Genomic DNA, 22,792 nt, shown 5'->3' with positions numbered 1-22,792 from the left:
TCGCCTGGGGCCGGGGTATTCGAATCCAGCACCGTCTGATGGCTCATTAACCCAGGAAATTAGTGGCACCGCCCAGATGGAGGCTACTCACCTCCATCGGGCAGCAGGGCATCCAGGAACCCTTGAAGATCGCTCTGAATCTCCGTCTCATCTTCGACACCGACACCGACACCGACACTGACGCGGACGATCGGCCCGGCCTGAGATAGCAATGTGGCCCCAATGGGGCGCAACAGATCAAGGGACAAGGGTGCGATCAGGCTGCGCGTCCCGCCCCAAGACGCACCAATGGCGAAAATGCCAAGCCCGCTCAAGGCTACATCAAGACGCTCTTCGGTGCCGGGTATGAGGACGATGCTGAAGACTCCACTGGCTCCCTGAAAGTCCCGGCTCCAACTTGCATGGCCGGGGCATAGACGGTATCGGGGATCAGCACTTCGCCGCCCGGCGCTAGCAGGGCGAGCATGGGCACGGTGACCGCGGCCAGCCCCGAAGGCACGAGATGCGTGCGTGCACCGCGATGCAGCGCGCTGATCTGCGCCTCCAACGTACGTGTCGTCGGCGCTCCATAGAGACCATAGGAATAACCGTCCGGTCCACGCTCCTTGCGGCGGGCAAAACTCTCCCCGTCGGCATAGACGATGGTCGATGCACGATAGGTCGGCACCGAAAGGCTTTCAAACCCATCCGTCGATACCTGTGGATGGTGAACACAACGGGTTGCGTCAAGCAAGGCGACTCCTTCTGGTTTCTGTCTCAGGCTTCACTTTTGCAGCCAAGCATTCCAGCGTTCGAGCATCATTGCGCGATTGGCGTTGATCCAGTCGAAGTCAGGGACGATGAGCGATGCGTATATGTCCGGCTTGATTGGCATGTTGGCCTGATCCGCCGGGCTCATCTTCTCCATCGCAGCCGTACTCGGTGGGGTGCACCCGAGGTTAGTGCAGTGCCGAGCCATGCCGTCGGTGGCGTTCTCGATGTAGCCAAGGAGCTTCATTGCGTTGGCGTGGTTCGGCGCACCCTTCACAAGGGTGGCGCGGTCGGACACCAGCACTCCTTCCTTGAGCGAGAACTTGAGGTTTCGGCCCTCCCTGATCAAAGGCGTTGCTCGCGTTTGCCAGACCATCCCCATCACGTACTCGCCGGTGCGATAGCCCTGCTGACTGGCATCCCCGCTTTTCCACCACAACGTGATGTGCGGTCTCAGCGCGTCGAGCTTCCTCAGTGCGCGATCGACATCAAGCGGGAACAGCTTGGTCGGCGCGACGCCATCGGCAACCAGTGCTGCCGCCAAAATGCGCCAGGGGTCATTAAAGTTGGGGAAGGTCCGACCGCCGGGGAAGCGCTTGACATCCCACACGTCGCGCCAAGTAGATGGCCCGCCATCCGGGAGCTTGTCCCCGTTCCAGACGATATAGGTCAGACCGGAGTTGACCTTCACGCCCGCAGCATCGCACGCCCCTGGCAGCAGGTCCTTGCGCCCCGAGAACGCCTTGCAGAACACAGACACGTCCTCGGTCATTGCGCGCACATCGTTGCTATGCGCCTCGATGTCGCCAAGTACGGCAATGTCCCAGGTCACTGCGCCCACCTGGTTCATTGCCTTGAGCTTGGTGATCTGCTCCTGAGCAGATGCGGTGACCACCCGGACCTTGATGCCGGTCTCCTTGGTGAACTCATCGAAGAAACTGCTACGCAGGCTCTGCTCGTACATGCCACCGGTTGCGGCGACCACGACGGTTTCTTCCGCATGCGCAGGTGCGAGCACGAGGTTGCCTAGAATGAAAGCGCCAAACGCTACGCATGATGTTGAGAGCTTCATGCCTGGATTTCCTTCTCAGAGGGCATAGTGGAACGACGCGTCCGGATGGCTGCGGCCAATGTCATCGTCACCACCGACACTACGATCATGAGGGTGGAGACGGCGGCGATGACGGGGGTGAGGTTGAAGTCGATGTCCTCGAAGAACTTGCGGGTGAGCGTCTTGCCACCCACATCGGAGATGAACAGTGACACCGTGGCTTCATCGAACGAGGCGAGAAAGGCGAAGATGGCCCCCGCGACAACACCGGGCGAGATCGATGGAAGTACCACATCGAAGAAAGCACGGCTGCGCGAGGCACCGCAGTTCAGTGCCGCAAACTCCAGCATCGGATCGAAGCCGCGCAGCGCGGCCGATACTGTGATGACGACATAGGGGACGCCGAGCATCGTGTGGGCAAGCAGGAAGCCGGTAGTCGTGCCCACCAGTCTGAGCGGTGCCAACGCCAGGTAGAGCGCAATGGCCAACACGATGTGGGGTAGGACGAGCGGGCTCAAGCTCAGGGCATACAGCAGTCCCGAGCCAGGCAAGCGGCCACGGGCTAGCCCAACCGCAGCAGCCGTTCCGATCAGCGTCGAGCCAACCATCGAACCGATCGCGATTTTCAAGCTGAAGACCGTTGCCTCGATCCACGCTGGATCGCTCAAGTAGCGGCTGAACCATTTCAGGCTCAGCCCACTCGGTGGAAACTCGATGTAGTCGGCTTTGCCGAACGACATCGGGATGACGATCAGCGTTGGCGTCACCAAGAACAGCAAGACCAGGCACACCAGGCACGCAAGCACCAGCTCGCGGCCCATCCGCTTGGGCATGCTAGGGGGTATGGATGAGGTGTTCATAAGCCTTTTGACAGAGCAAGGAACCGCCGGAACACGATCACCACGACGAGCGTCCCGGTGAGCAGCAGCAGCGACAGGGCACTGGCAAAGGGCCAGTCCAGAAGTTCGGTGGCCTGCTGACTAATCAAGGTCGCCGCCATCAATGTGTCGGGGCCACCCACGAGTGACCCTACCCCAATAAACAGTAGCATTTAAAAGTAGAATTTCCGACGTGATTTTTTCATCATATGAAATGGGAGTCATGTCGTGAAGAAGAGCAAATTTACTGAGCAGCAAATCGCGTTCGCACTGAAACAGAACGAACTCGGCACGCCGGTGGAGGAGGTTTGCAGAAAGCTGGGTATCAGCGATGCGACCTTCTACAACTGGAAGAAGAAATTTGGCGGACTCGGGCCGTCAGAACTACGTCGCCTTCGGCAGCTTGAAGAGGAGAACAACAAGCTTAAAAAACTGGTTGCCGATCTCAGCCTGGATAAGGCGATGCTGCAGGATGTTCTCTCAAAAAAGCTCTGAAGCCTTCGCGCAAGCGGTCTCTGGTTGACGAATTGCGCGATCGTTATTGCGCGAGCATACGTCAAGCTTGTGCGCTGTTCGACATGTCGCTCTCGGTCTACAAGTACCAGGCAAGGAGGCGAGATGCAGCAGGGTTGACAATGCGCATCAAGGAGATTGCTGCCACACGTGTGCACTACGGCTATCGCCGCATACACGTCATGTTGCAGCGAGAAGGCTGGCCAGATAATCATAAGCGTGTCTACCGGCTGTATCAGCAGGAAGGCTTGTCGTTGCGGCTGAAACGCCCCAAGCGCAATAAGTCCGCGCGACTGCGTCAGCCCAAGCATCTTGTTACCGCAATGAACCAGATCTGGAGCATGGACTTTGTTGCTGATGCGCTGTTCGATGGCAGGAAGTTGCGCGCACTGACGGTCGTGGACAACTACACGCGCGAGTGCCTGGCCATTGATATCGGACAGAGCTTAAAGGGGGAAGATGTCGTGAACACCTTAAACCGCATCACGCTGCAGCGAGGCTTGCCCGCGACGATCAAGGTCGACAACGGCAGCGAATTCATTTCAAAGGCGATGGATCGGTGGGCATATGAAAACGGCGTCGAGCTCGACTTCAGTCGACCTGGTACGCCAACGGATAACGCCAAGATCGAGAGCTTCAACGGGCGGTTCCGGCAGCAATGCCTGAACACCCATTGGTTTCTGTCGCTCGAAGACGCCAGCGGCAAAATCGATGCCTGGCGCCAGGACTATAATGAGAGCCGTCCCCACTCTGCATTGCAGTGGGCGACGCCGGCTGAATTCGCCCGCCAGGCAAGGGAAAATGGCCATTGGGCCGGCGTCCAGAAGTCGGAAAATTCTAATAATGGGTGATACTGTTTTTGGGGTACGGTCAGAAGTCGGAAAATTCTAATAATGGGTGATACTGTTTTTGGGGTACGGTCATGGTAACCCCTCTCTAGTTCTAAACTGTCCAATTCCCGGGGGCAGGTCAGTGAGCGGGCTTTTTTCTTTCCATTGCACGTCCGCTCCTGATCGATAGACGGCATCTAAAAATCCCAATAATGCACCGTGCAGCTTGCACATCAAGCCATTGCGCTGCTGCGACGCGACAAAGATGTTGGATTGCCGGGTCCACAGATGATGCATACTACCGGCAATTGTATGCATTGGATCAGTTGCACATGACGCTGTCTCCTGAACTAACCGCCTTTCTGGAAAAATCACGCTGGCCGGCTACTTTGACTGCTGGACAGATGGATCGCTTGCGCCACGACATTTACGAACGTACTTATTCCAGCGGCTCTATTATCTTTCCACGAGGAACTCCGGCAGATCACTGGTTTGGGCTCATCGAGGGGATGGTCAAAGTAGATACTGTTTCTCCTGATGGACGGTCAACGACATTTGCCGGCGTTCCTGGTGGCGCTTGGTTTGGCGAGGGGGCCGTCTTGAAAAATGAACCTCGCCCTTATTCGATTGTGGCTATTCGCGACAGCAAATTGGCGTTTGTGCCGCGAACAACATTTGAGTGGCTATTGGAGCAAAGTACCTCCTTCAGCCGTTTCGTGATCGATCAATTGAATTGGCGTTGTGGTTACTACGTTGCGTTGATCGAGAACCGGCGTCTACGTGAAGCTCCCGCTCGTGTTGCATTTTGTCTCTCTGAATTGTTCAATCCACAGCTCTATCCCTCGACCGAATCAACGTTGCAGCTATCTCAGGAGGAGATAGGTCGACTTTGCGGGCTGTCACGCCAAAATACCAATCGGGCACTTCGTGAACTGGCGAACGCCAAAATGCTCGCTGTCGAATATGGATCCGTCGTGATTTTGGATCTTCCGCGGCTGCGAGAATTTGCCCGCCAAGATGAATAGGATTGATCGGAATGTTGCGGAGAAGGGAAAACGGCGCCTTATGGCGCCGTTGTTTGTTATGCCTTCGCAAGCTCCGTGATCGCGGATTTGCTGCCAGCTTGTTCGCGTAGCTTGAATTTCTGAATCTTGCCCGTCCCAGTTTTTGGTAGAGTGCAGAAGACGACGCGCTTCGGACACTTGAATTTTGCCAGTCGCTCTTTGCAAAATTCAATAATCTCAGACTCGCTTGGCTCTATGACGCCGGCCTTAAGTTCGATAAATGCGCAGGGCGTCTCGCCCCATTTTGCATCTGGCTGCGATACGACTGCGGCAATCAGGACAGCTGGGTGTCGATGAAGAGTATCCTCGACTTCAACCGAGGAGATGTTCTCTCCTCCAGAGATAATTACGTCTTTTGCACGATCAGTAATCTGGACGTAGCCGTCCGGATGGACTACTGCGACATCCCCAGTATGGAACCAGCCTCCCGAGAAAGCATTCTTCGTAGCTTCCTCGTTCTTCAAATAGCCCTTCATGACAATGTTGCCTTTGAGAAGCAATTCACCTTGAGTATGGCCATCAAACGGCACGGGTTCCAACGTATCGGGATCAGCGACAATGAGTGACTCTAGTGCCGCAGAACGGTTTCCTTGTCGTGCCATCAACCTCGACTGCTCGTCCTTATCCAATGTTGCCCACTCCGGATTGATGTAGCAGCTGACAGGGGTACCCGACGCTTCCGTAATTCCATAGACGTGTTCGACATCAAATCCCAACGAAAGAACAGCCTTGAGAACAGCTGCCGGTGGCGGTGAGCCAGCGGTTCTCACACGGACGGTGCGTGGGAGCGACCGTTTCTCCGAATCCGGCGCACTTGCAATCGACGCCAACACAATGGGAGCGACACAGAAATGATCAACGCCATGATCAGCGATAGCATCGAAGATGTTTTTGGCAGTGACCTTACGCATGCAAACGTGGGTGCCAGCCGCAGCGGTGATTGCCCAAGTAAAGCACCATCCGTTCGCATGGAACATGGGCAGCGTCCACAGATAGGTCGGATTCCGCGGCATCCCCCAATCGGTCAGCTGCAACATACTCATCACGTAGGTGCCCCGGTGACTGGGCACCACTCCCTTTGGATCAGAAGTCGTTCCTGATGTGTAGTTGAGGGCGATCGCATCACATTCATCTGTCGGCCAGACACCAGAAAAGTCATCGTCGCCTTCAGCCAGCAGGGCTTCATAGTCGATTTCTCCGATCGCGTCACCTTGCGGTGCCTTCAGGTCATTGATGTCTACGATCAGCGGCTTATTTGGAAGACCAACCAAAGCTTGCGAAACCAAAGTGGAAAATTCGCGATCAACCAGCAGAATCTTGCATTCGCCATGCTTCAGGATGAATCGGACCCCGTCCGGATCTAGCCTGCAGTTGATGCTGTTCAACACAGCCCCGCTAAGTGGTACGCCAAAATGGGCCTCCAGCATTGCGGGCGTATTGGGCGCCAGTATTGAGACAGTATCGCCACTTTGGACTCCCCTTTTGCTCAATGCACTCGCCAGACGCCGACAGCGCTGACGCGTTTCGTGCCAAGTCTGGTTGAAGTCACCATGTACAACAGCGATTCGGTCGGGGTATTGATCCGCACTTCTGTCGAGGAAGTGTAAGGGCGTCAACGGTACATAGTTAGCCGGCGTACGGGGAAGCTCTTTCCCGTAGATGGAATTTTGCATCTCGTGTCTCCTGAATTATTTAAATTTATTGGATGCTGCGATCTCTCGCGGATATTCCAGAGAAGAACAGCCTCTGTTTAGCGACTAATGTAGGGGGGGGACTACGGCGCAAGACTGTCTCGAACAAGACATTGCACATGATTTGCCATCACTTCGGTTCCAAATGTCTTGAACAAGACAATGTCTTAAACAGGACAGCGCGTATCAAACATCGCCATTACTCTCCGTCCATACGTCGATCGGTCATCGACGAAATAAAAAAACACCAGGAGATAAAGATGGACCGAGAAGGACCGCCCCCGATGGACAAAGAATCATTGCGTGAGGCCGTTGAGTGGGCAATCGTGACACGCCGCAGCATTCGCGCTTTTCTTCCCACCGAAGTTCCCAGAGAGACGATTGAGGAAATCCTGGACGTGGCGAGGTTTGCTGCGACCGGCGTAAATCTCCAACCGTGGAATGTGCATGTGGTAACGGGATCAGCCAAAGATCGGCTATGCGCCGCCATCCACGAAGTGGATAACAACCACGAACTCTCCACCGCACATAAGGATGAGTGGGAGTACTACCCGACTGAGTGGGTATTTCCCTATATCGATCGAAGAAGGGATGTCGGCTGGAGTCTGTATGGCTTGCTGAATATCCAAAAAGGAGACAAGGCGCGGATGCATATCCAGCACGGCAGGAACTATTCGTTCTTCGATGCTCCGGTTGGCCTTCTCTTCACTGTCAATCGAGTCATGCAGCAAGGAAGCCTGCTAGACGTTGGCATGTTTATGCAGAACATCATGGTAGCCGCACGTGCCCATGGCCTTGACACCTGTCCGCAGGCCGCGTTCATGAAGTACCACAAGATCATCAGTGTCGAGCTAGGCATTCCACCTGAGGAAATGTTCATTGTCGGTATGAGCCTTGGCTATGCAGATACAGAAAAAATCGAAAATACGCTGATCACAAAACGAGAAGGAGTTGCTTCATTCACGAAGTTTTATTGCAAGTAGTACCTACAAAAAATAAGGAGGAAGACATGCAACAAATCGACGTAATCAAAGTGGCCAACGGGGCCAAATACAACAGCTTTCACCGATTGATCTTATTTTGGGGAGTGTTGATTCTAGTCCTCGACGGGTATGACCTAGCCGTTGTGGGCGCCGCCCTTCCATCAATCATGAAGGAAATGGGCGTGGATGCCTCCAAAGCGGGGGTGATGGCCAGTTCGGCACTATTCGGCATGATGTTTGGCGCGATGTTCTTCGGAACACTCGCCGACAAAATTGGCCGCCCGCTGATGCTGGCAGTTGGTATTGCGACGTTCAGCATCTTCACTGCAGCGGCAGGCTTGGCACACGACCCGATCAGTTTCAGTGTGCTGCGTTTCCTCGCCGGTTTAGGAATTGGCGGCGTACTTCCCGTCGTTACCGCGCAAATGGGGGAGTTTTCACCGGTCAAAGTCCGAGCGCGTCTTGTGACAATCGTATTCGCTGGATACTCCGTCGGCGGTGTTCTGGTTGCATTGACTGGTAAGCAGTTGATTGAAGCGTACGGATGGCAATCGGTCTTCTTCGTAGCCGGCGTCCCCGTTTTGTTGATCCCCTTCATCCTAAAAACAATGCCGGAGTCGATGGCAACGCTACATCGTAAGGGGCGCCAGGACAAGCTGGCAGACGTCATTCGCAAGATCGACCCGGAACTTCGCTTGTCCGGTAACGAAGAGTTCATTCTTCCGGTGACTGAGCGAGTAGACAATGCGCCCGTAAAGATGCTCTTCGCGAACGGCCGGGGCTTCAGCACCTTGATGATTTGGATCGCCTACTTCACAGGGCTCTTCATGGTCTATTCGCTGAGTTCATGGCTAACCAAACTCATGGGTATGGCCGGCTATAGCCTCGGTTCCGCCCTGAACTTCGTGCTGGTCTTCAATTTTGGGGCAATGGTGGGAGCGATTGGTGGTGGCTGGTTGGGAGACAAATTCAATATCAAGCATGTTCTCGTGGTCTTCTACATCGTAGGTGCCCTGTCACTGACCTTGATGGGATACACCAAGGAAACTTGGCTGTTGTTCGTCGTTGTTTTCGTGGTTGGCGCCTCTACCCTCGGTACGCAACTCCTGGCTTACGCATATGCCGGCGAATTCTATCCGGTCGCTATTCGTTCAACCGGAGTCGGCTTTGCATCGGGTGTGGGGCGGCTAGGGGCGATCATCGCACCGGTGCTCATCGGCGCACTGGTCGCTCTGCAGCTTCCTCTGGAGCAAAACTTCCTGGGCATTGCGTTGGCCGGCCTCGTAGGCGCCGTAGCAGTCATGCTCATTAACCACAATCTGGCCGGTGATCGTTCTGTTGCGAAACCATCGGTAAGCGCGCAAACGGTTTCATAAGAAAGATCCAAGGAGCAGTGATGGGAATTAAAGCAGGTGTGTATGTAGTGACCGGTGGAGCATCGGGGCTTGGTTCTGCCACGGCAAGGGCATTAGTTGCCGCTGGTGGCTTGGTCGTGTTGGCTGATATAAATCCAGTTGCTGGAGCAAAAGCCGAAGCCTCACTTGGAGGGCACGCGAAATTCATTCAAACAGACGTTACAAGCGAGAGCAGCGCGGTTGAAGCATTTGCGGCCGCAAAGTCGATGGGGCCGATAGCCGGCCTTATCAACTGCGCGGGCATCGCGCCGGCAGAAAAGTTGCTGGGGAAGGCTGGCCCCCACAGCCTAGACAGCTTCGTCCGAGCTTTAAATATTAATTTGGTCGGTACTTTCAACATGGCGAGGTTCGCCGCTCAGGCAATGAGCGGGAATGATCCAGATGAAACCGGAGAGCGCGGCGTCATTGTCAACACGGCTTCGGTCGCAGCCTTTGACGGTCAAATGGGGCAGGCAGCCTATGCCGCATCAAAAGGAGGCGTTGTGGCAATGACCTTGCCGCTAGCGCGAGATCTGGCGAAATACGGCATTCGCGTCGTCACAATTGCCCCTGGCATTTTCGAGACGCCAATGATGCTTGAAATGCCCAGCGAAGTTCTCGAATCGCTGGGAAAAACAGTACCGTTCCCTCCTCGCTTAGGCAAACCGGTCGAATACTCTTCGCTCGTAACTCACGTGTTGGAAAACCGTTACCTGAACGGCGAAATCATTCGTCTGGATGGTTCTCTCCGGATGGCCGCGAAGTGATTTTTCGGTTTCCATTCACTCTCTCGTCCTTCTCTCGCCGTTTGTCCAGCATCAGGAGCAACAAATGTCGCACGATCCAGTTGTCATCATCTCTGTCGCCCGCACTCCTATGGGGAGCTTCCAGGGAGCTTTCGCCGATTTGTCCGGCCCGCAGCTCGGTGGCTACGCTATCCAGGCGGCGATCGCCAGAGCACACATCGATCCGGAGCTGGTCGACCAAGCCTTGATGGGCTGTGTGTTGCAAGCTGGTTTGGGACAAGCACCAGCCCGTCAAGCGGCGCTGCGAGCAGGTCAGCCTTCCAGTGTTACCTGTGCGACCATTCATAAGGTCTGCGGCTCAGCCATGATGTCGGTGATGCTTGGTCACGACATCATTCTGGCTGGCACTTCATCTATCGTTGTGGCAGGTGGGATGGAGTCAATGACCAATGCGCCATACCTGCTACCTAAGGCGCGCCGCGGCTACCGGCTTGGCCATGAAAAGATACTTGACCACATGTTCTTGGACGGGTTGGAGGATGCATATTCAGAAGAGAATCGCGGCCGCCTGATGGGATGCTTTGCTGAGGAGTGCGCAGAGAGCTATCGTTTTTCGCGGGATGATCAAGATGCTTACGCCATCCGCTCGACTATTCGTGCAAAGAACGCCAGCATGGAAGGAAGTTTCGACTGGGAGATTGTTCCTGTGAGCGTTGAAGGAAAAAAGGGTGCCACCGTGGTCGACAAAGATGAAGGGCCCTTCGCTGTGAATCTGGAGCGAGTACCTTCCCTGAAACCAGCATTCAAGCCTGGTGGTACTGTGACTGCAGCGAACTCGTCGTCCATTTCTGATGGGGCGGCTGCGTTGGTACTGACTCGTGCGTCAATGGCAGAAAAACTAGGGCTTGAACCTGTTGCCCGCATCCTCGCTCACACTGGCTACGCCGGCAAGCCGGAGAAATTCCCGTCGGCACCCGTTGGCGCCATTACGAAGCTATTCGGAAAGACGAAGCTGTCTGCCGATACAGTTGATCTCTTTGAGATCAATGAGGCATTTGCAGTGGTGCCAATGGCTGCAGCTTTCGATCTAGGACTCGATTTGGAGCGGGTAAATGTTCATGGAGGAGCATGTGCTCTGGGTCATCCAATCGGCGCATCAGGAGCGCGTATCTTGGTGACCTTGCTGGGCGCCTTGAGAAAATCTGGCGGTAAAACGGGTGTTGCCAGCTTGTGCATTGGTGGCGGCGAGGCTACTGCTCTGGCAGTGGAGATGCTGTGACTAGCAACACTACGTCGTTCACCTGTATCAATAGTCAGATTGAGGGGAAAGTCGGACTGATTACCCTTGATCGCCCTGCGCAACTCAATGCTTTGAGTGACGGTGTAATGAACGAATTGAGCGCAGCGCTCGATAACTTCGAAAATAACGAAAACATAGGCCGTATTGTCTTGGCTGGGTTTGAAAAGTCATCGAGCGAGCTTGGCGAACGCTTTTCTGGATAAGCGAGTTCGCTGACATCGGATCGGATGTAACGGCGAACTGTGTTGCGGGAAATGTCGAGCCTGCGGGCGATTTCCAGGATTGAGATGCGGTCTCTGATGTACCAGCGTCGAATAATTCCAAGCAGGGCCACGTCTATCACTCCGTTCTCCCGCTCGCTGTCATGAGCAGGATTGTGGTCTAAACTGCAGTGCCCCCTCAGGCTGAACCAAGGCCTGACGATGAAGTGATACGCTTGTCGAGCCTTCTCAGGAGGAGCGACATCAAAGCAGTGAGTGAAGTGACGGATGCGTCTCGAATACTTTATCAGTCCATGTGATGAAGGCCCGGGCATATGAAATCTTAAGTCGGACAGTTAGTTTTTTCAGATCGACACTTCCTAGAAACGGTAATTCACGCCAAGTATGAAGATATCTAGCGCGCTATTAGTCGAAAGAGGCTGTTTCTTGATATCGGCTGCAGCGTCGTAAAGATTGTTGTCAGCATGCACTCCTCCGATGTGATTGTATTCGGCGTAGACGCTCATATGCTCATCGAAACGATGTTCAATACCGGCACCGGTCAACCATCCAATTTTTGATTGCCGCTTTGAATCAATTTTTGCGCCCTTGTAAGATGCAAAGCTACGGCCATTAATAGCTAGGCTCCCCTCCACAAGTGCTGAGCCCGCCGTACCGTATACTAACGTTCCATTGCTTCCCCATCCCAGTCGCGCTGCAGCAATGTAAATGTGGTCGAGATTTCTCATGCAATTGAGACCACGCAAGCCCGAGAAACAGGTATTTTCTCCTGAAACATCACTACGCAATGTGGTAAATGAAACACCCGCAATCCATTTTTTAAAGCTTTGATCATACCCTACTCGCACTCCCATAATGGCGCCAGCTGATGTGACATCATCGCCGAATCCTGCGTAATTAACGTTTCCTCCCGGCGTTAACGTATTTCCAAAAGGATCTTCCCAGTGATCCTTGAGTCGAGCAGCCCCCATCAAACCGCCTACGTAAAGACCTGTCCAGGAATTTATATTACTTGTCCCAAATGTATCCAACTTTCGGGAAGCACTCGCCCCCCCGATTTGATATGTCATTTGCAGGAACAGGTCTAGTTGATCATCAGTGTAAGATGCCTCAAGCTGAGAGGGTCTCCCGTTTGGAGTAAGGTCAATAGCGGTCGCTCTGCCAAACTTACTACGAAAAGAAAAATAACGTGCGCCAAAACCCAAACTTAAAGCATTTGTAATGCTGTAATTAAGAGATGCCTCAACCGACGTACCAGTGCCATGCCCTTCGTCTTTCACGATGAACTGCCTGGCCAAGTGGTCGTCTTCTCCATCAAATTTCACTTTTGGGATATAGGCTGCGTTTGCATCTATCCAGATCCGTTCCGATAATTTTAGGCGAGTGTCAACACCAATTTTCCACATTCTCAATCGTGACTCTCGGCTTACATAGTCATAGTCATCCGCATATCCTGTGCACGGGGTAGCAGCGGCCAGCTGACACAGCCCGGCTGTTCTGAAGCTATAATTCCGACGTTCATGACCCACGAATATCCCCAAACGTGAACCTCCTGTTTCCATGAGGTTATACCCTCCGAGCAGTTCGAAGCTATTACGCAGTCCATCAATGTCGGTCTGGGTCATAGAGTAGCCGCCTCCCGGCGCTGGAAAATCTTCATCATACATGTGCCCCGACTTTACCCTGCCCGATTGGAAAGATAGCTTGCCGAAAAAATGATTGACATGATTGAGTCGCAAAAAAGTCTCACCGTAATTTGACTCTAACTCATCCCATGTCAGTCGAGATGACAGCACATGGCGGATAGGTACCGAAGGCGAGTTAAACAAAGGCTGTGGAGCGCCATACGTACCATACCCCGTGCCAACCTTGAAGCCAGCTTCCAGCATGAAGTCGGATGCTGGCGAAAGATTCCAATGCGGGGTAACGCTTTCATTGAAGTTATAACTCAGACCCACCATCCACATTTTGGTATGCAACGAATTGGACTGCTTGTATCCTGCGCCGTCTACATCTGTCCAGGTTCTGCTAGTAATGCTCCCAAAGTCGTTATAGACGTACTTTGCTTCTAACGCCAGATTCTCGCTCAAAGGTATCGCAACGCCTGCACCAACGACATATCCCATTCGGATTTTATTAAGGCGAGTTTGATGAGAGTCGGAAAGAGTATCGGTGAGAGTATGCTCAACATTCACTTTAGCGATTGCTGGACCTGCCGTTACATATAACAACCAATCATTGGGGAGGACCACGCCTACTTTAGGATGTAGCGAAGCTGTCCATAGAATCTGGGTTGAAGCCGTAGCCGCAAAGTTATCATCATTAAACGTATAATTTGGGTAAGGTTGCCCCCCCCGAATTTCCAACTGATGTAAGTCCTGAGATTACATCAGCCTCCAATCCCACAACGAGTCCATTACGTCGAAAGTTGTAACCGACAAACGTGCCAAGAGTAGGTTTTGAAGTTTGAGTATCAAAAATACCGCGCGGGCCAGTATCATTATAAAGTTTTACATTAGGGTCACCATCTGGCTTAATCTGATCGATGGTCTTTGCTTGAGAAAAACCGCCCATGAAGCCGATATAGGCCCCCGTCCATTTAGACTCGGATGATATCCGTATTGGCTCAAGAGGTAATGTCCCATCATCCGCCGAAAAGGCTGGCTCGCTCATAACTATTGTGATGAGACATACCAAACATCTTATTTTGGACAAAACGCTTCCTCCCTTTTTGCTTTAAATTAAAGCGTGTTATGAACTTTCGCTGGGCATTATCTTGTTCAGCATTAGCATCGCAAATACGACAAAGTGCAATCCGGATAGGGTTTCAGGAAGCCGTTCGTAGTACCGAGTCAATCGCCGAAGATCGTTTTAACCAACCAAAGCTACGTTCCACCACCCACCGACGCGGCAACAAGACGAATATCTTCTTGGCCTCATGCAACTTGATGACATGAAAATTGATGCTTTTGCCTGCACGGCTTGCGCCGAATCCTCTCTCGTATAGCCCTGATCGACAAAGGCTGTCGTGACGGCATCTCCAGTGACAGCTGAACCTGCCGGGCCAGTTCACCCACCTGCGCACGCTTCTTCGCATTGGCCTGTATTACTCGCACGTTCAAGGTGGACCAGCGTATCGACGGCATGTGCGCCTTTGCCTTTCTTGCGTTTGTACCGTCGTAGCCGTCACGTGGACTGTCCTCACAGGAGGCTCGGAGAAGTCGCGACGGCCGAATTCGCAAGGAAGTACTGGCTGAGCGGAACGCTAGTTACTTAAAATAAGCTGGTGACTAACTCCAGCGCTGGCGACAAAAAGCAAGCCCGGTCACTGTTTTGGGCGGTTGAGGCGAAGCATGCCGTGATGGAAGTCGGATACATTGTCGTCAGCTTAGCGGCGAGTTCATTGCTTCCCACAGCAGAAACAACATTTGGATGGCGCCAGCGGAAAATGTAGCTCCGTACAACACCCAGACAGCAGCGCGAACGGCGACGTGGCGCACTCTGCGGCGTAGGCGGGAGACAGTCGAGTGCAGGCCGCTTGTTGCGCGTGCACGCGCCGGCCCGATGCGGTACGGTAAGCTCATAGCGTGGTTACTCCAGATATAAGTTCGGTAATTACATGCCACTTAATGGATGAGTTCCGAACTCGCCAATATGAAAGAAGACCTTTCCGAAGAAGATTTCCTTTTTCTATAACCTTTGTCTAACTAAAAGAGAAAAATCCCACAGTCTTAGAAAAATTTATTTCCATGTTTGTGTAATGACCCACTGAAAACCTACTCAGTAGATAATCCTGAAAGGACATCAAATGAGCATGGTCATGGAAGAAGAATTCAAGCGTTGGACAGCCAAGCGCAAAGCGGCGCTGGTAATGGAAATCGTCCAGGGTAAGACGACGGTAGCCGAGGCCAGCCGGGCGTTCGATATCCCACCGTCAGAGATCGAGGAATGGGTCGACGAGGGGCGCAAAGGAATGGAGAACGCCTTGCGTGCAAAGCCACTGGACGTCAAAGAACAGTACGAGCGACAGCTCAAGGAACTCCAGGAAGCCTATGGCGAAGCCATGCTGGAGTTGCGCGCCAGAAAAAAATTGGCGTCCCTGTTGGGCGAGGAAGACAAGTGATCGAGTGTAATGACCCAGCGAAACCTGCTCAAGTTATGCGGCTAAAGCAAACGCCTCAGCCGGTGTCTTCATGCCCAGCGCCTGATGCGGCCGGCGGTGGTTATAGAAGCCGATCCAGTCACCAATGATGCGACTGGCGTGCTGCAATGTTTCGAAGCGATGTCGATGAGCGCATTGCTCCTTTAGGGTTCTGATGACGCGTTCGACCATGCCATTCTGCTGTGGGCAATGCGGCGTGATGAACTCTTGCTGAAGCCCGTAACTGCGGACCAACGCGGTGTAACTACGGCTGGTGAACACCAAGCCGTTATCTGAGCGCAGCAAGAACGGCGCCGTCACGCGACCCAGTGAGCCATAACGCGCGATCAGCGCTTGCTCCAAGGCCGACTCTGCCGTCTTCGACTTGCCCGAACGCGACAGATGCCAGCCCAGTAATTCCCGCGTGTGGCAATCAATCACCAAGGCTAGCACCGCCCAGCCATCTCGCCCTGTCCAGATCCGACACAGATCGGTTGCCCAGCGCTGGTCTGGTCCTGTGGCTACCGACGGCAAGGCCTTCACCCTGGGCCGGAAACCAATAGGACGCTTCTTGACCTGCCAACCTTTGATCTGGAAGATCCTCTGCACCGTGTTCTTATTGAACCCGAGCAGGCCAGCCACCGTGCGATAGCCGAAGGACGGCTCTTCCAGGATCATCTTGCGAATGGGTTCGGCAAAGCGCTCCTGCACCTTGGGCTCAGCCTTCACCGGCTTGTAGTAAGCGCTGCGCCTGGCAATCCCAAACCACGCGCATATCTTGCTGACAGCCACATCGAAACCGTCTTGTTTGAGTCCCTGGCGGATGGTCTCGATTACTTGTCTTCCTCGCCCAACAGGGACGCCAATTTTTTTCTGGCGCGCAGCTCCAGCATGGCTTCTCCGTAGGCTTCCTGCAGCTCCTTGAGTTGCCGCTCGTACTGTTCTCTCACATCCAGCGGCTTGGCGCGCAGGGCGTTCTCCATCCCTTTGCGGCCTTCATCGACCCATTCTTCGATCTCGGATGGCGGGATATCAAACGACCGGCTAGCCTCGGCTACCGTCGTCTTTCCCTGGATGATTTCCATCACCAGCGCCGCTTTGCGCTTGGCTGTCCAACGTTTGAATTCTTCTTCCATGACCTTGCTCATTTTGATTCCCTTTTAGGATTATCTACTGAGCAGGTTTTTAGTGGGTCATTACAGTAGCGTGCTAATCAGGAGCATCTTTCCATAGCGATTATTCTCGCCTAAATTGGTGTCCGAGTTAATTAGTCAACTATACGCTGCCCGCGTATTCGAAGATTCCGTTAGTTCCTCACTCTTTTAGACTGGCCACTTGGTCCAGCAACCAGTTGGTCAGCAGCGGCACCGGACGACCGGTGGCGCCCTTGGCCGCGCCGCTCTTCCAGGCCGTGCCGGCGATATCCAGGTGGGCCCAGGTGTACTTGCGCGTGAAGCGCTCCAGGAAGCAGGCGGCGGTGACGCTGCCGGCTGGCTGGCCGCCGATATTGGCGATATCGGCGAAGTTGGACTTGAGCTGTTCCTGGTAGATGTCCTGGATCGGCATGCGCCATGCCGTGTCGCCGGTGCTGCGGCCGGCCGCCAGCAGTTGGTCGGCGAGCTGGTCGTGAGCGGCATCTTCGCGGGTGAACAGGCCCGTGTTGTGGTGGCCCAGGGCGACGATGCAGGCGCCGGTCAGGGTGGCGATATCCACCACCGCAGCCGGCTTGAAACGCTCCACGTAGGTTAGTGCGTCGCACAGGATCAAGCGGCCTTCGGCGTCCGTGTTGAGCACCTCGATGGTCTGGCCGGACATCGACGTGACGACGTCGCCCGGCTTGGTGGCGCTGCCCGAAGGCATGTTCTCGCAGGTTGGGATGACGCCGATGACGTTCAGTTTCAGGCCCAGTTCGGCAATGGTGCGGAAGGTGCCCAGCACCGAAGCCGCGCCGCACATGTCGTACTTCATCTCGTCCATGTTCAGGCCCGGCTTGAGCGAGATGCCGCCGGTGTCAAACGTGATGCCCTTGCCCACCAGCACCACTGGCGCGTCCTTGCTGCGACCGCCCAGGTGCTTGAGCACGATGAACTTGGGCGGCTCGTCGCTGCCATTGGTGACCGACAGGAAGCTGCCCATCTTGAGCGCTTCGAGTTGCTTGCGTTCGAGCACTTCGACGCCCAGCTTGAAATCCTTGGCCAGCTTCTTGGCGGTATTGGCCAGGTAGCTCGGGGTGCAGAAATTGCCGGGCAGGTTGCCCAGGTCCTTGGTCAGCGCCATGCCGTTGGCCAGCGCCACCGCCTCGGCCAATGCGGTCTTTGCCGTGGATGCATCGGCAACCGATGTCAGAAAGGCAATTTTCTTGACGCCGGCAGGAGCCGGGTCTTTCTTGCTCTTGAGCGCATCGGCGCGATACACCGAGTCGCGTCCGGCCAGCACCACGTTGCGGATCGCCCAGCCCAGGTCGCGGCCCTTGACCTGGTCCAGCGGCAGCAGCAGGGCGGCGTCGTCGCAGCCCAGCGTGGCCAGCGCGCGCACCAATCCAGCGGTGGCGGCGGCGAAGTTCTTGTCGGACAGTTCGTCCTGCGGGCCCAGCCCCAGCAGCACGACGCGCTCGGCGGCCACGCCGGTGAGTCCGCGCAGCAGCAGGGTGCTGCCGGCCTTGCCGGTGATGTCGCCCGACTTCAGGGCAGCGCTGATCGCACCCAGCTTGTCCAGGGCGGCGGCTGCACGGTCCAGTTTGCGGTTTTCGTGGATGCCGACGACCAGTGCGCCAGTCTTGACGGCAGTTACAGCGGTTTTTGCGTCTAATGTTTTAGTGCTAAAGTTCATCGCCAGTTCAATGTTTTATTTATTCAGGAAGTTATAGTTTTTAAATAAGCTTTTAGCGCTTTGTAACGCCAACTGACAGATTCCACATTTAGGCGGTACCGCCTACAGTCATACTGTCAATACGCAATGTCGGTTGCCCTACTCCTACCGGCAAGCTCTGGCCCTGCTTGATGCATACCCCGCGGGCAAGATCAATCTGAAGATCATTACCCACAAGTTTGATATGCGTCAGTGCGTCGGCCCCGTCGCCAACCACGGTCGCCCCCTTGAGCGGTGCAGTGAGGCGACCAGCTTCAATCAGAAAAGCCTCGGATGCGGAGAACATGAAACGCCCGCTACTGATGTCGACCTGGCCTCCACCCAGGCTGGCAATATATATTCCATGCCTGACCGAGGCGATGATTTCGTCCGGATCGACGTCGCCTGCACACATATACGTGTTGGTCATACGTGGCATGGGTAAGACGTCGTAGGACTGCCGCCGACCATTGCCGGTGGATTTTTCCTGCATCAGACGGGCATTCAATATATCTTGCATGTAGCCCTTGAGAATGCCGTCTTCGACCAAGGTCGTGCACTGCCCTGGTACGCCTTCATCATCCATGTTCAAAGAGCCGCGCCCTGCAATGACTGTCGCGTCATCAACGATGGTGACGCCGCGGGCAGCGACGCGCTCGCCGATGCGGCCAGAGAATGCCGACGATCCACGCCGGTTGAAATCCCCTTCCAGGCCATGCCCGATGGCCTCATGCAATAGCACGCCATTCCAACCCGGTCCGATAACCACATTCATGGTGCCGGCGGGGGTAGCACGCGCATCCAGTTTCACCAGGGCCGCATCCACGGTCTCCTTGACAAGTTGCCTTATCCTTGGCTCATCCATCGCAGCTGGATCGCTGCGGCCTCCCAATGCACGTGAAGCACTCTCACGGCGGCCATGAGCCATCACCTGCACCGTCAAATCCAGACGTATTAGCGGCCGCACATCTCCCCCTAAAAAACCATCGTACCGTGCCAGCATGATTAGGTCGCGGGAGAGAGACAAACTGGCATTGACCTCAACGACCCTGGAATCATAAGCGCGTGCTAGCGCATTCACTGTCTCCAATAAAGAAATCTTCCCGTCGGCACTAAGCGCCAATAACGGATCAAGGGGGGCATAGTAAGTTTTTTTTCCTCCCTCTATACGTATTGCCGCGACAGGACTCGCTGCCTGGGCACGCGAGCTCGACACCGCATCAGCCGCACGCATGATGGACGCCAAGTCCAGACTGGACGCAGTCGCCAACAGGCTCTGGTCTCCATGCAACACGCGCAAACCGAAACCGAGATCCTGGTCGTATCTGCCACGATTCACCCGCCCTCCTTCCAGGGCCCAATGTTCGAACTCCGAGGATTTCACATACAAATCGGCAAAATCGCCGCCCTTGCTCAATGCGGTACGCAATCCGGCAAACAAATGCGTTTCATCCAGACCATAGGGTGTCATTAGACCTGCACGGGCAATTGCCAATGCGCTTACGTTGATTGACACATGACTTGCTTGAATGCTTTTTTCCATTGCCAATTGATCCCTTGATTTAAGAAAACGAGCAGCATATTTTCATATGCCCCCGATACGCATGGCCTCGATCAACCAGGAACCGGTCGTCATGCCTTTGCGCGTCAAAATATCGTTGCCGACTGTCAACAAGCCAGCACACATGGTCGCTAGGTGGCTTGCCACGGTGACTCCCGCTACGGGATGAACGATCTCGCCGTCCTTGACCCAGAAACCTTGTACTGCCGCCGAAAAATCACCAGTAACCGTATTTGATCCTCCGCCCATCAAGCCAGTGACAAGCAGGCCCCTGTCCAGTCGCTGCAACATCCCGCCGAAATCGTCAGATGACCTGGTCGCCTGGCTGGACACAACCAGGTTAGATGGTCCAGACTGGTGCCTGGAAAGAGGCAGTCCCATCCGTCGGGATCCATAGAGCCCCAGACAATAGCTGCGTAATCGTCCTTCCTGGACCAACCATCGGGAACGCAGGCCGATACCATCCGAGTCAAACGTCCGGCTCGCCAAGCCTCTCTTCATAAGCGGGTCGTCAAGAATATTCAGGTGTTCAGGGAACAACAAGTCATCCAGGCGCCCGGCCAGGAATGAAGCATTCTGATACAGCGGCCGCGCAGAAATGGCATCCAGGAGATTGCCCAGAATCTCAGCTGCGGCCAGCGGCTCAAACAATACCGGCACGGTTTGCGTGGAAACGGTGCGGGTGCCTAACCGTTGCAAAGTACGCTCGCTGGCAAGACGCCCTACCTCTTCCGGAGAAGATAGATCGGAAGCGCAACGCACACTGTCCCACCAGAAGCCGACTTCCTTCTGGTCATTTTTGATGGCGACGGCTTGACACATCAACGAGTGCAGGGTCGACGCCTCGCTTCGCAGGAAGCCATCACTGTTGGCGTAACATTGCCGGGTTCGGGAAAACGACACTGTTGCGCGCTCGGTCTGTGCAATGCGACGGTCTGCCATCAACGCTGCTTCTTCCATGCGCTTTGCCTGCGCTACGGCATCTTGCAGGTTCATTGCCACCGGTTGATCCAGCTGCAGATCGGGAAAATGGGTTGCATAATCCTGCGGATCAGGCAAGCCAACGAATTCATCTTCGGCGGTGATCGCGACGATTGCCATACCTCGCGCGACCAAGGTTTTTATGCCCGCTTCCGAATAATCCGACGCCGCCACTGTTGCCATGCGATGCCCCCGCATCATCGTAAGATGCAGACGAGTCTTGCGACGCATGGTCTGTTCGTTTGGCGCGCCATCATGAACACCCGCCATCATGACATCCTGGTCGACCATTTGCGCAATGACTGCCTCGGCACCAGCACGACGTGCACAGTCGATCGCTTTTTGAACGGTAAGTTCGCAATCGTTTTGCCACGGTTCCATACGGTTATTCACGTCAATAGATGATGGGCGATTCAATTTTGATTACCCGAAATAACGACCTTCAAACATTGGCAAGAATTCCTTATCATTGCCATCCATTCGCACTGAACCCCGCTTCGGTGAAGATCAGGCTTTCCTGTTAAAAAAAGACATCGATCAGGAGAAAATTTTTCTGTCATCGTCATTACCTCTTCATCAAATAAACTTGCCGCTACCGGGATCAAGCCCTCAACTGCGGCCCCGTAGGGGGATTCTGGCTAATGCCGCCAAAATTCAGGCCCATCTCCCTGGCCAGACCATCATGACGTGCCATCCTATCGGGCGGTAATGACCGATAGTCGTGTGACGCCGGCCCGCTCGACTGCCGCCATGGCTTTCGCGACGTTACGGTATTGCGTTTCCTGATCGGCTTCTAAACGGATGCGTAGGTCTGGATTATCCTGATGTTGCCGACTTAAGCTTGACTCAATGGCGGCCGAATCGACCAACGCTCCATTCAGGTAAAATTGCCCCTGCGCATTCACGCTGATCACTGTCGGCGCCTTTTCCTGAGAAGCGGCTATCGCGCCTGTCCGCGGCAGATTCACCTTGATTGAATTGGTCATGAGCGGAGCTGCAACGATGAAGACGACCAACAACACCAGCATGACATCGACCAATGGTGTCACGTTCATCTCACTGAGCACATCATCGTCATCTTGATTGGTGATTGCCATGTCAGGCACTCCCTTCAACAACCAGCTCTTGCAGTTCAGCGACCGGCTGGCGGCTGACGGTAAAATGGCTGCGTTGTGCCAGATCTTCGAAATCGTGAGCAAAATCCTCCATGCGCGACAGCGCCAGTTTTAGTCGACGTATGAAAAAGTTATAAATCAATACTGCCGGCACTGCGACGCCGATACCCACGGCTGTGGCGATCAATGCATGACCAATCGGACCGGCGACGCTATCCAGACTAGCAGAGCCCGACAGGCCAATCTTCTGCAACGCCTCCATGATTCCCCATACCGTCCCGAACAAGCCAACAAAAGGAGCAGTGCTGCCGATACTGGCCAGAATTGCCAGTCCGCTCTCCAAGGCGCGTCGTTCTTGGCGGATCTGATTGTGCAAATAGCGTTCTACCCGCTCCTCGACATGCACAGAGCGGGCTAGTTGCCCGGTGTTGATACTCGGCCCAAAAGCAAGATGCATTGCATCGAAACCGGCACGTGCAGTACGTGCAAGTCCTCCATCATATTGCTGCGAGCACTCTGCTGCTGATAGCATATCTGTTGCATTCCAGAATTTCTCATGAAACTGCTGATCGCCGCGCTTGCGATGAATAAACTGCGCGGTTTTCATCAGCAGAATGGCCCAGGTCGCAATAGAAAAAAGCACTAATATCCACAATACGCCAGGGACAATCAGATTAAAAAGTGGATGGTTTGTATCGGTCATAATGTCTGCTCCATATTGGATTG

At 54.5% G+C, this 22,792-nt stretch carries 22 protein-coding genes and 3 pseudogenes; 8 read left to right on the top strand and 17 right to left on the bottom strand.

Annotated elements, in window-relative coordinates:
* Positions 1-83: 83 nt before the first annotated feature.
* From BGK68_RS28705 to BGK68_RS27850, 5 genes and pseudogenes are all read right to left on the bottom strand, one after another.
* Positions 84-359: pseudogene (locus BGK68_RS28705) on the bottom strand (hypothetical protein); the annotation flags it as partial.
* Positions 317-667, bottom strand: coding sequence for a PLP-dependent transferase (locus BGK68_RS28040; RefSeq protein WP_407645731.1), 351 nt, complete (start codon positions 665-667; stop codon positions 317-319). The gene BGK68_RS28040 and the pseudogene BGK68_RS28705, both read right to left, overlap by 43 nt.
* Before the next feature lie 96 nt (positions 668-763).
* Entirely contained in the window at positions 764-1,822 is a 1,059-nt protein-coding gene (locus BGK68_RS16275; RefSeq protein WP_075257951.1) for an extracellular solute-binding protein, read from the bottom strand.
* A complete protein-coding gene (locus tag BGK68_RS16270) occupies positions 1,819-2,661 on the bottom strand; it encodes an ABC transporter permease (RefSeq protein WP_075257950.1) in 843 nt (280 codons plus the stop codon). The genes BGK68_RS16275 and BGK68_RS16270 overlap by 4 nt, the downstream gene beginning before the upstream one ends.
* Positions 2,658-2,801, bottom strand: coding sequence for a hypothetical protein (locus tag BGK68_RS27850; RefSeq protein WP_158035469.1), 144 nt, complete (start codon positions 2,799-2,801; stop codon positions 2,658-2,660). The genes BGK68_RS16270 and BGK68_RS27850 overlap by 4 nt, the downstream gene beginning before the upstream one ends.
* A gap of 106 nt (positions 2,802-2,907) precedes the next feature.
* Here BGK68_RS27850 and BGK68_RS16255 point away from each other — a divergent pair.
* Together BGK68_RS16255 and BGK68_RS16250 are read left to right on the top strand one after the other, a co-directional pair.
* Positions 2,908-4,043, top strand: a protein-coding gene (locus BGK68_RS16255; RefSeq protein WP_198937215.1) for an IS3 family transposase whose coding sequence is annotated in 2 segments (ribosomal slippage) — positions 2,908-3,160 and positions 3,160-4,043 — 1,137 coding nt in all. Because the reading frame shifts where the segments join, the coding sequence is not laid out codon by codon here.
* Positions 4,044-4,354: 311 nt separating this feature from the next.
* Positions 4,355-5,047, top strand: coding sequence for a Crp/Fnr family transcriptional regulator (locus BGK68_RS16250; protein WP_075257946.1), 693 nt, complete (start codon positions 4,355-4,357; stop codon positions 5,045-5,047).
* 56 nt (positions 5,048-5,103) lie between these two features.
* Here BGK68_RS16250 and BGK68_RS16245 read toward each other — a convergent pair whose 3' ends face one another.
* Positions 5,104-6,759 (bottom strand): AMP-binding protein, encoded by a 1,656-nt coding sequence (locus BGK68_RS16245; RefSeq protein ID WP_075257945.1) that lies wholly within the window; start codon positions 6,757-6,759, stop codon positions 5,104-5,106.
* 302 nt (positions 6,760-7,061) lie between these two features.
* Here BGK68_RS16245 and BGK68_RS16240 point away from each other — a divergent pair, with 302 nt between their 5' ends.
* The 5 genes from BGK68_RS16240 to BGK68_RS16220 all read left to right on the top strand — a co-directional run bounded on the left by BGK68_RS16240 (position 7,062) and on the right by BGK68_RS16220 (position 11,403).
* Positions 7,062-7,760 carry a nitroreductase gene (locus tag BGK68_RS16240; RefSeq protein ID WP_233149322.1) on the top strand — a complete coding sequence of 233 codons (699 nt, stop codon included), beginning with the start codon at positions 7,062-7,064 and terminating at the stop codon, positions 7,758-7,760.
* A 26-nt stretch (positions 7,761-7,786) separates the two neighbouring features.
* Complete coding sequence (locus tag BGK68_RS16235) at positions 7,787-9,136, top strand: MFS transporter (RefSeq protein ID WP_075257943.1); 1,350 nt, start codon at positions 7,787-7,789, stop codon at positions 9,134-9,136.
* A gap of 20 nt (positions 9,137-9,156) precedes the next feature.
* Positions 9,157-9,921, top strand: coding sequence for an SDR family NAD(P)-dependent oxidoreductase (locus BGK68_RS16230; RefSeq protein ID WP_075257942.1), 765 nt, complete (start codon positions 9,157-9,159; stop codon positions 9,919-9,921).
* A 64-nt stretch (positions 9,922-9,985) separates the two neighbouring features.
* Positions 9,986-11,179, top strand: a complete 1,194-nt coding sequence (locus BGK68_RS16225; protein ID WP_075257941.1) for an acetyl-CoA C-acyltransferase — start codon at positions 9,986-9,988, stop codon at positions 11,177-11,179.
* Positions 11,176-11,403 carry an enoyl-CoA hydratase-related protein gene (locus tag BGK68_RS16220; RefSeq protein ID WP_075257940.1) on the top strand — a complete coding sequence of 76 codons (228 nt, stop codon included), beginning with the start codon at positions 11,176-11,178 and terminating at the stop codon, positions 11,401-11,403. Before BGK68_RS16225 ends, BGK68_RS16220 begins: the two co-directional genes overlap by 4 nt.
* A 32-nt stretch (positions 11,404-11,435) precedes the next feature.
* Here BGK68_RS16220 and BGK68_RS28700 read toward each other — a convergent pair.
* From BGK68_RS28700 to BGK68_RS28695, 4 genes and pseudogenes are all read right to left on the bottom strand, one after another.
* Positions 11,436-11,735: pseudogene (locus tag BGK68_RS28700) on the bottom strand (hypothetical protein); the annotation flags it as partial.
* A gap of 45 nt (positions 11,736-11,780) precedes the next feature.
* The gene (locus BGK68_RS16210) at positions 11,781-13,787 is read right to left on the bottom strand and encodes an outer membrane protein (protein WP_075257939.1); all 2,007 of its coding nucleotides are present in this window, start codon (positions 13,785-13,787) and stop codon (positions 11,781-11,783) included.
* Complete coding sequence (locus BGK68_RS27540) at positions 13,744-14,094, bottom strand: hypothetical protein (RefSeq protein ID WP_143433081.1); 351 nt, start codon at positions 14,092-14,094, stop codon at positions 13,744-13,746. Before BGK68_RS27540 ends, BGK68_RS16210 begins: the two co-directional genes overlap by 44 nt.
* 78 nt (positions 14,095-14,172) lie before the next feature.
* Positions 14,173-14,350: pseudogene (locus BGK68_RS28695) on the bottom strand (transposase); the annotation flags it as partial.
* An 879-nt stretch (positions 14,351-15,229) separates the two neighbouring features.
* Here BGK68_RS28695 and BGK68_RS16200 point away from each other — a divergent pair.
* A complete protein-coding gene (locus BGK68_RS16200) occupies positions 15,230-15,544 on the top strand; it encodes a transposase (RefSeq protein ID WP_075257938.1) in 315 nt (104 codons plus the stop codon).
* Between the two features lie 33 nt (positions 15,545-15,577).
* On the opposite strand, the gene BGK68_RS16195 is transcribed toward BGK68_RS16200, so the two are convergent.
* From BGK68_RS16195 to BGK68_RS16165, 7 genes are all read right to left on the bottom strand, one after another.
* Positions 15,578-16,354 carry an IS3 family transposase gene (locus tag BGK68_RS16195; protein WP_075255802.1) on the bottom strand — a complete coding sequence of 259 codons (777 nt, stop codon included), beginning with the start codon at positions 16,352-16,354 and terminating at the stop codon, positions 15,578-15,580.
* A 41-nt stretch (positions 16,355-16,395) separates the two neighbouring features.
* Positions 16,396-16,710 (bottom strand): transposase, encoded by a 315-nt coding sequence (locus BGK68_RS16190; RefSeq protein WP_017455550.1) that lies wholly within the window; start codon positions 16,708-16,710, stop codon positions 16,396-16,398.
* 166 nt (positions 16,711-16,876) lie between these two features.
* Positions 16,877-18,391, bottom strand: a complete 1,515-nt coding sequence (locus BGK68_RS16185) for a leucyl aminopeptidase (protein WP_075257937.1) — start codon at positions 18,389-18,391, stop codon at positions 16,877-16,879.
* An 88-nt stretch (positions 18,392-18,479) separates the two neighbouring features.
* Positions 18,480-19,952 carry a metalloprotease TldD gene (tldD, locus tag BGK68_RS16180; protein ID WP_075257936.1) on the bottom strand — a complete coding sequence of 491 codons (1,473 nt, stop codon included), beginning with the start codon at positions 19,950-19,952 and terminating at the stop codon, positions 18,480-18,482.
* Between the two features lie 42 nt (positions 19,953-19,994).
* Positions 19,995-21,332, bottom strand: a complete 1,338-nt coding sequence (locus BGK68_RS16175; protein ID WP_075257935.1) for a TldD/PmbA family protein — start codon at positions 21,330-21,332, stop codon at positions 19,995-19,997.
* A gap of 314 nt (positions 21,333-21,646) precedes the next feature.
* Complete coding sequence (locus BGK68_RS16170; protein ID WP_075257934.1) at positions 21,647-22,048, bottom strand: ExbD/TolR family protein; 402 nt, start codon at positions 22,046-22,048, stop codon at positions 21,647-21,649.
* 1 nt (position 22,049) lies between these two features.
* On the bottom strand, positions 22,050-22,769 hold the full coding sequence (locus BGK68_RS16165) for a MotA/TolQ/ExbB proton channel family protein (RefSeq protein ID WP_143433077.1): 720 nt from the start codon (positions 22,767-22,769) through the stop codon (positions 22,050-22,052).
* Positions 22,770-22,792 lie beyond the last annotated feature (23 nt).

The organism is Herbaspirillum camelliae, from assembly GCF_001929405.1.
GTDB classification, from domain to species: domain Bacteria; phylum Pseudomonadota; class Gammaproteobacteria; order Burkholderiales; family Burkholderiaceae_D; genus Herbaspirillum; species Herbaspirillum seropedicae.
Note: the sequence above shows the minus strand (reverse complement) of the source record. Positions and strands in the feature narration are given on the sequence as shown.

What these genes read in the sequence shown, in the direction of transcription:
- BGK68_RS16275 (WP_075257951.1), bottom strand. Translation starts at nt 1,822, where the DNA reads ATGAAGCTCTCAACATCATGCGTAGCGTTTGGCGCTTTCATTCTAGGC.
- BGK68_RS16270 (WP_075257950.1), bottom strand. Translation starts at nt 2,661, where the DNA reads ATGAACACCTCATCCATACCCCCTAGCATGCCCAAGCGGATGGGCCGC.
- BGK68_RS27850 (WP_158035469.1), bottom strand. Translation starts at nt 2,801, where the DNA reads ATGGCGGCGACCTTGATTAGTCAGCAGGCCACCGAACTTCTGGACTGG.
- BGK68_RS16250 (WP_075257946.1), top strand. Translation starts at nt 4,355, where the DNA reads ATGACGCTGTCTCCTGAACTAACCGCCTTTCTGGAAAAATCACGCTGG.
- BGK68_RS16245 (WP_075257945.1), bottom strand. Translation starts at nt 6,759, where the DNA reads ATGCAAAATTCCATCTACGGGAAAGAGCTTCCCCGTACGCCGGCTAAC.
- BGK68_RS16240 (WP_233149322.1), top strand. Translation starts at nt 7,062, where the DNA reads ATGGACAAAGAATCATTGCGTGAGGCCGTTGAGTGGGCAATCGTGACA.
- BGK68_RS16235 (WP_075257943.1), top strand. Translation starts at nt 7,787, where the DNA reads ATGCAACAAATCGACGTAATCAAAGTGGCCAACGGGGCCAAATACAAC.
- BGK68_RS16230 (WP_075257942.1), top strand. Translation starts at nt 9,157, where the DNA reads ATGGGAATTAAAGCAGGTGTGTATGTAGTGACCGGTGGAGCATCGGGG.
- BGK68_RS16225 (WP_075257941.1), top strand. Translation starts at nt 9,986, where the DNA reads ATGTCGCACGATCCAGTTGTCATCATCTCTGTCGCCCGCACTCCTATG.
- BGK68_RS27540 (WP_143433081.1), bottom strand. Translation starts at nt 14,094, where the DNA reads ATGAGCGAGCCAGCCTTTTCGGCGGATGATGGGACATTACCTCTTGAG.
- BGK68_RS16200 (WP_075257938.1), top strand. Translation starts at nt 15,230, where the DNA reads ATGAGCATGGTCATGGAAGAAGAATTCAAGCGTTGGACAGCCAAGCGC.
- BGK68_RS16190 (WP_017455550.1), bottom strand. Translation starts at nt 16,710, where the DNA reads ATGAGCAAGGTCATGGAAGAAGAATTCAAACGTTGGACAGCCAAGCGC.
- BGK68_RS16185 (WP_075257937.1), bottom strand. Translation starts at nt 18,391, where the DNA reads ATGAACTTTAGCACTAAAACATTAGACGCAAAAACCGCTGTAACTGCC.
- tldD (WP_075257936.1), bottom strand. Translation starts at nt 19,952, where the DNA reads ATGGAAAAAAGCATTCAAGCAAGTCATGTGTCAATCAACGTAAGCGCA.
- BGK68_RS16175 (WP_075257935.1), bottom strand. Translation starts at nt 21,332, where the DNA reads ATGGAACCGTGGCAAAACGATTGCGAACTTACCGTTCAAAAAGCGATC.
- BGK68_RS16170 (WP_075257934.1), bottom strand. Translation starts at nt 22,048, where the DNA reads ATGGCAATCACCAATCAAGATGACGATGATGTGCTCAGTGAGATGAAC.
- BGK68_RS16165 (WP_143433077.1), bottom strand. Translation starts at nt 22,769, where the DNA reads ATGACCGATACAAACCATCCACTTTTTAATCTGATTGTCCCTGGCGTA.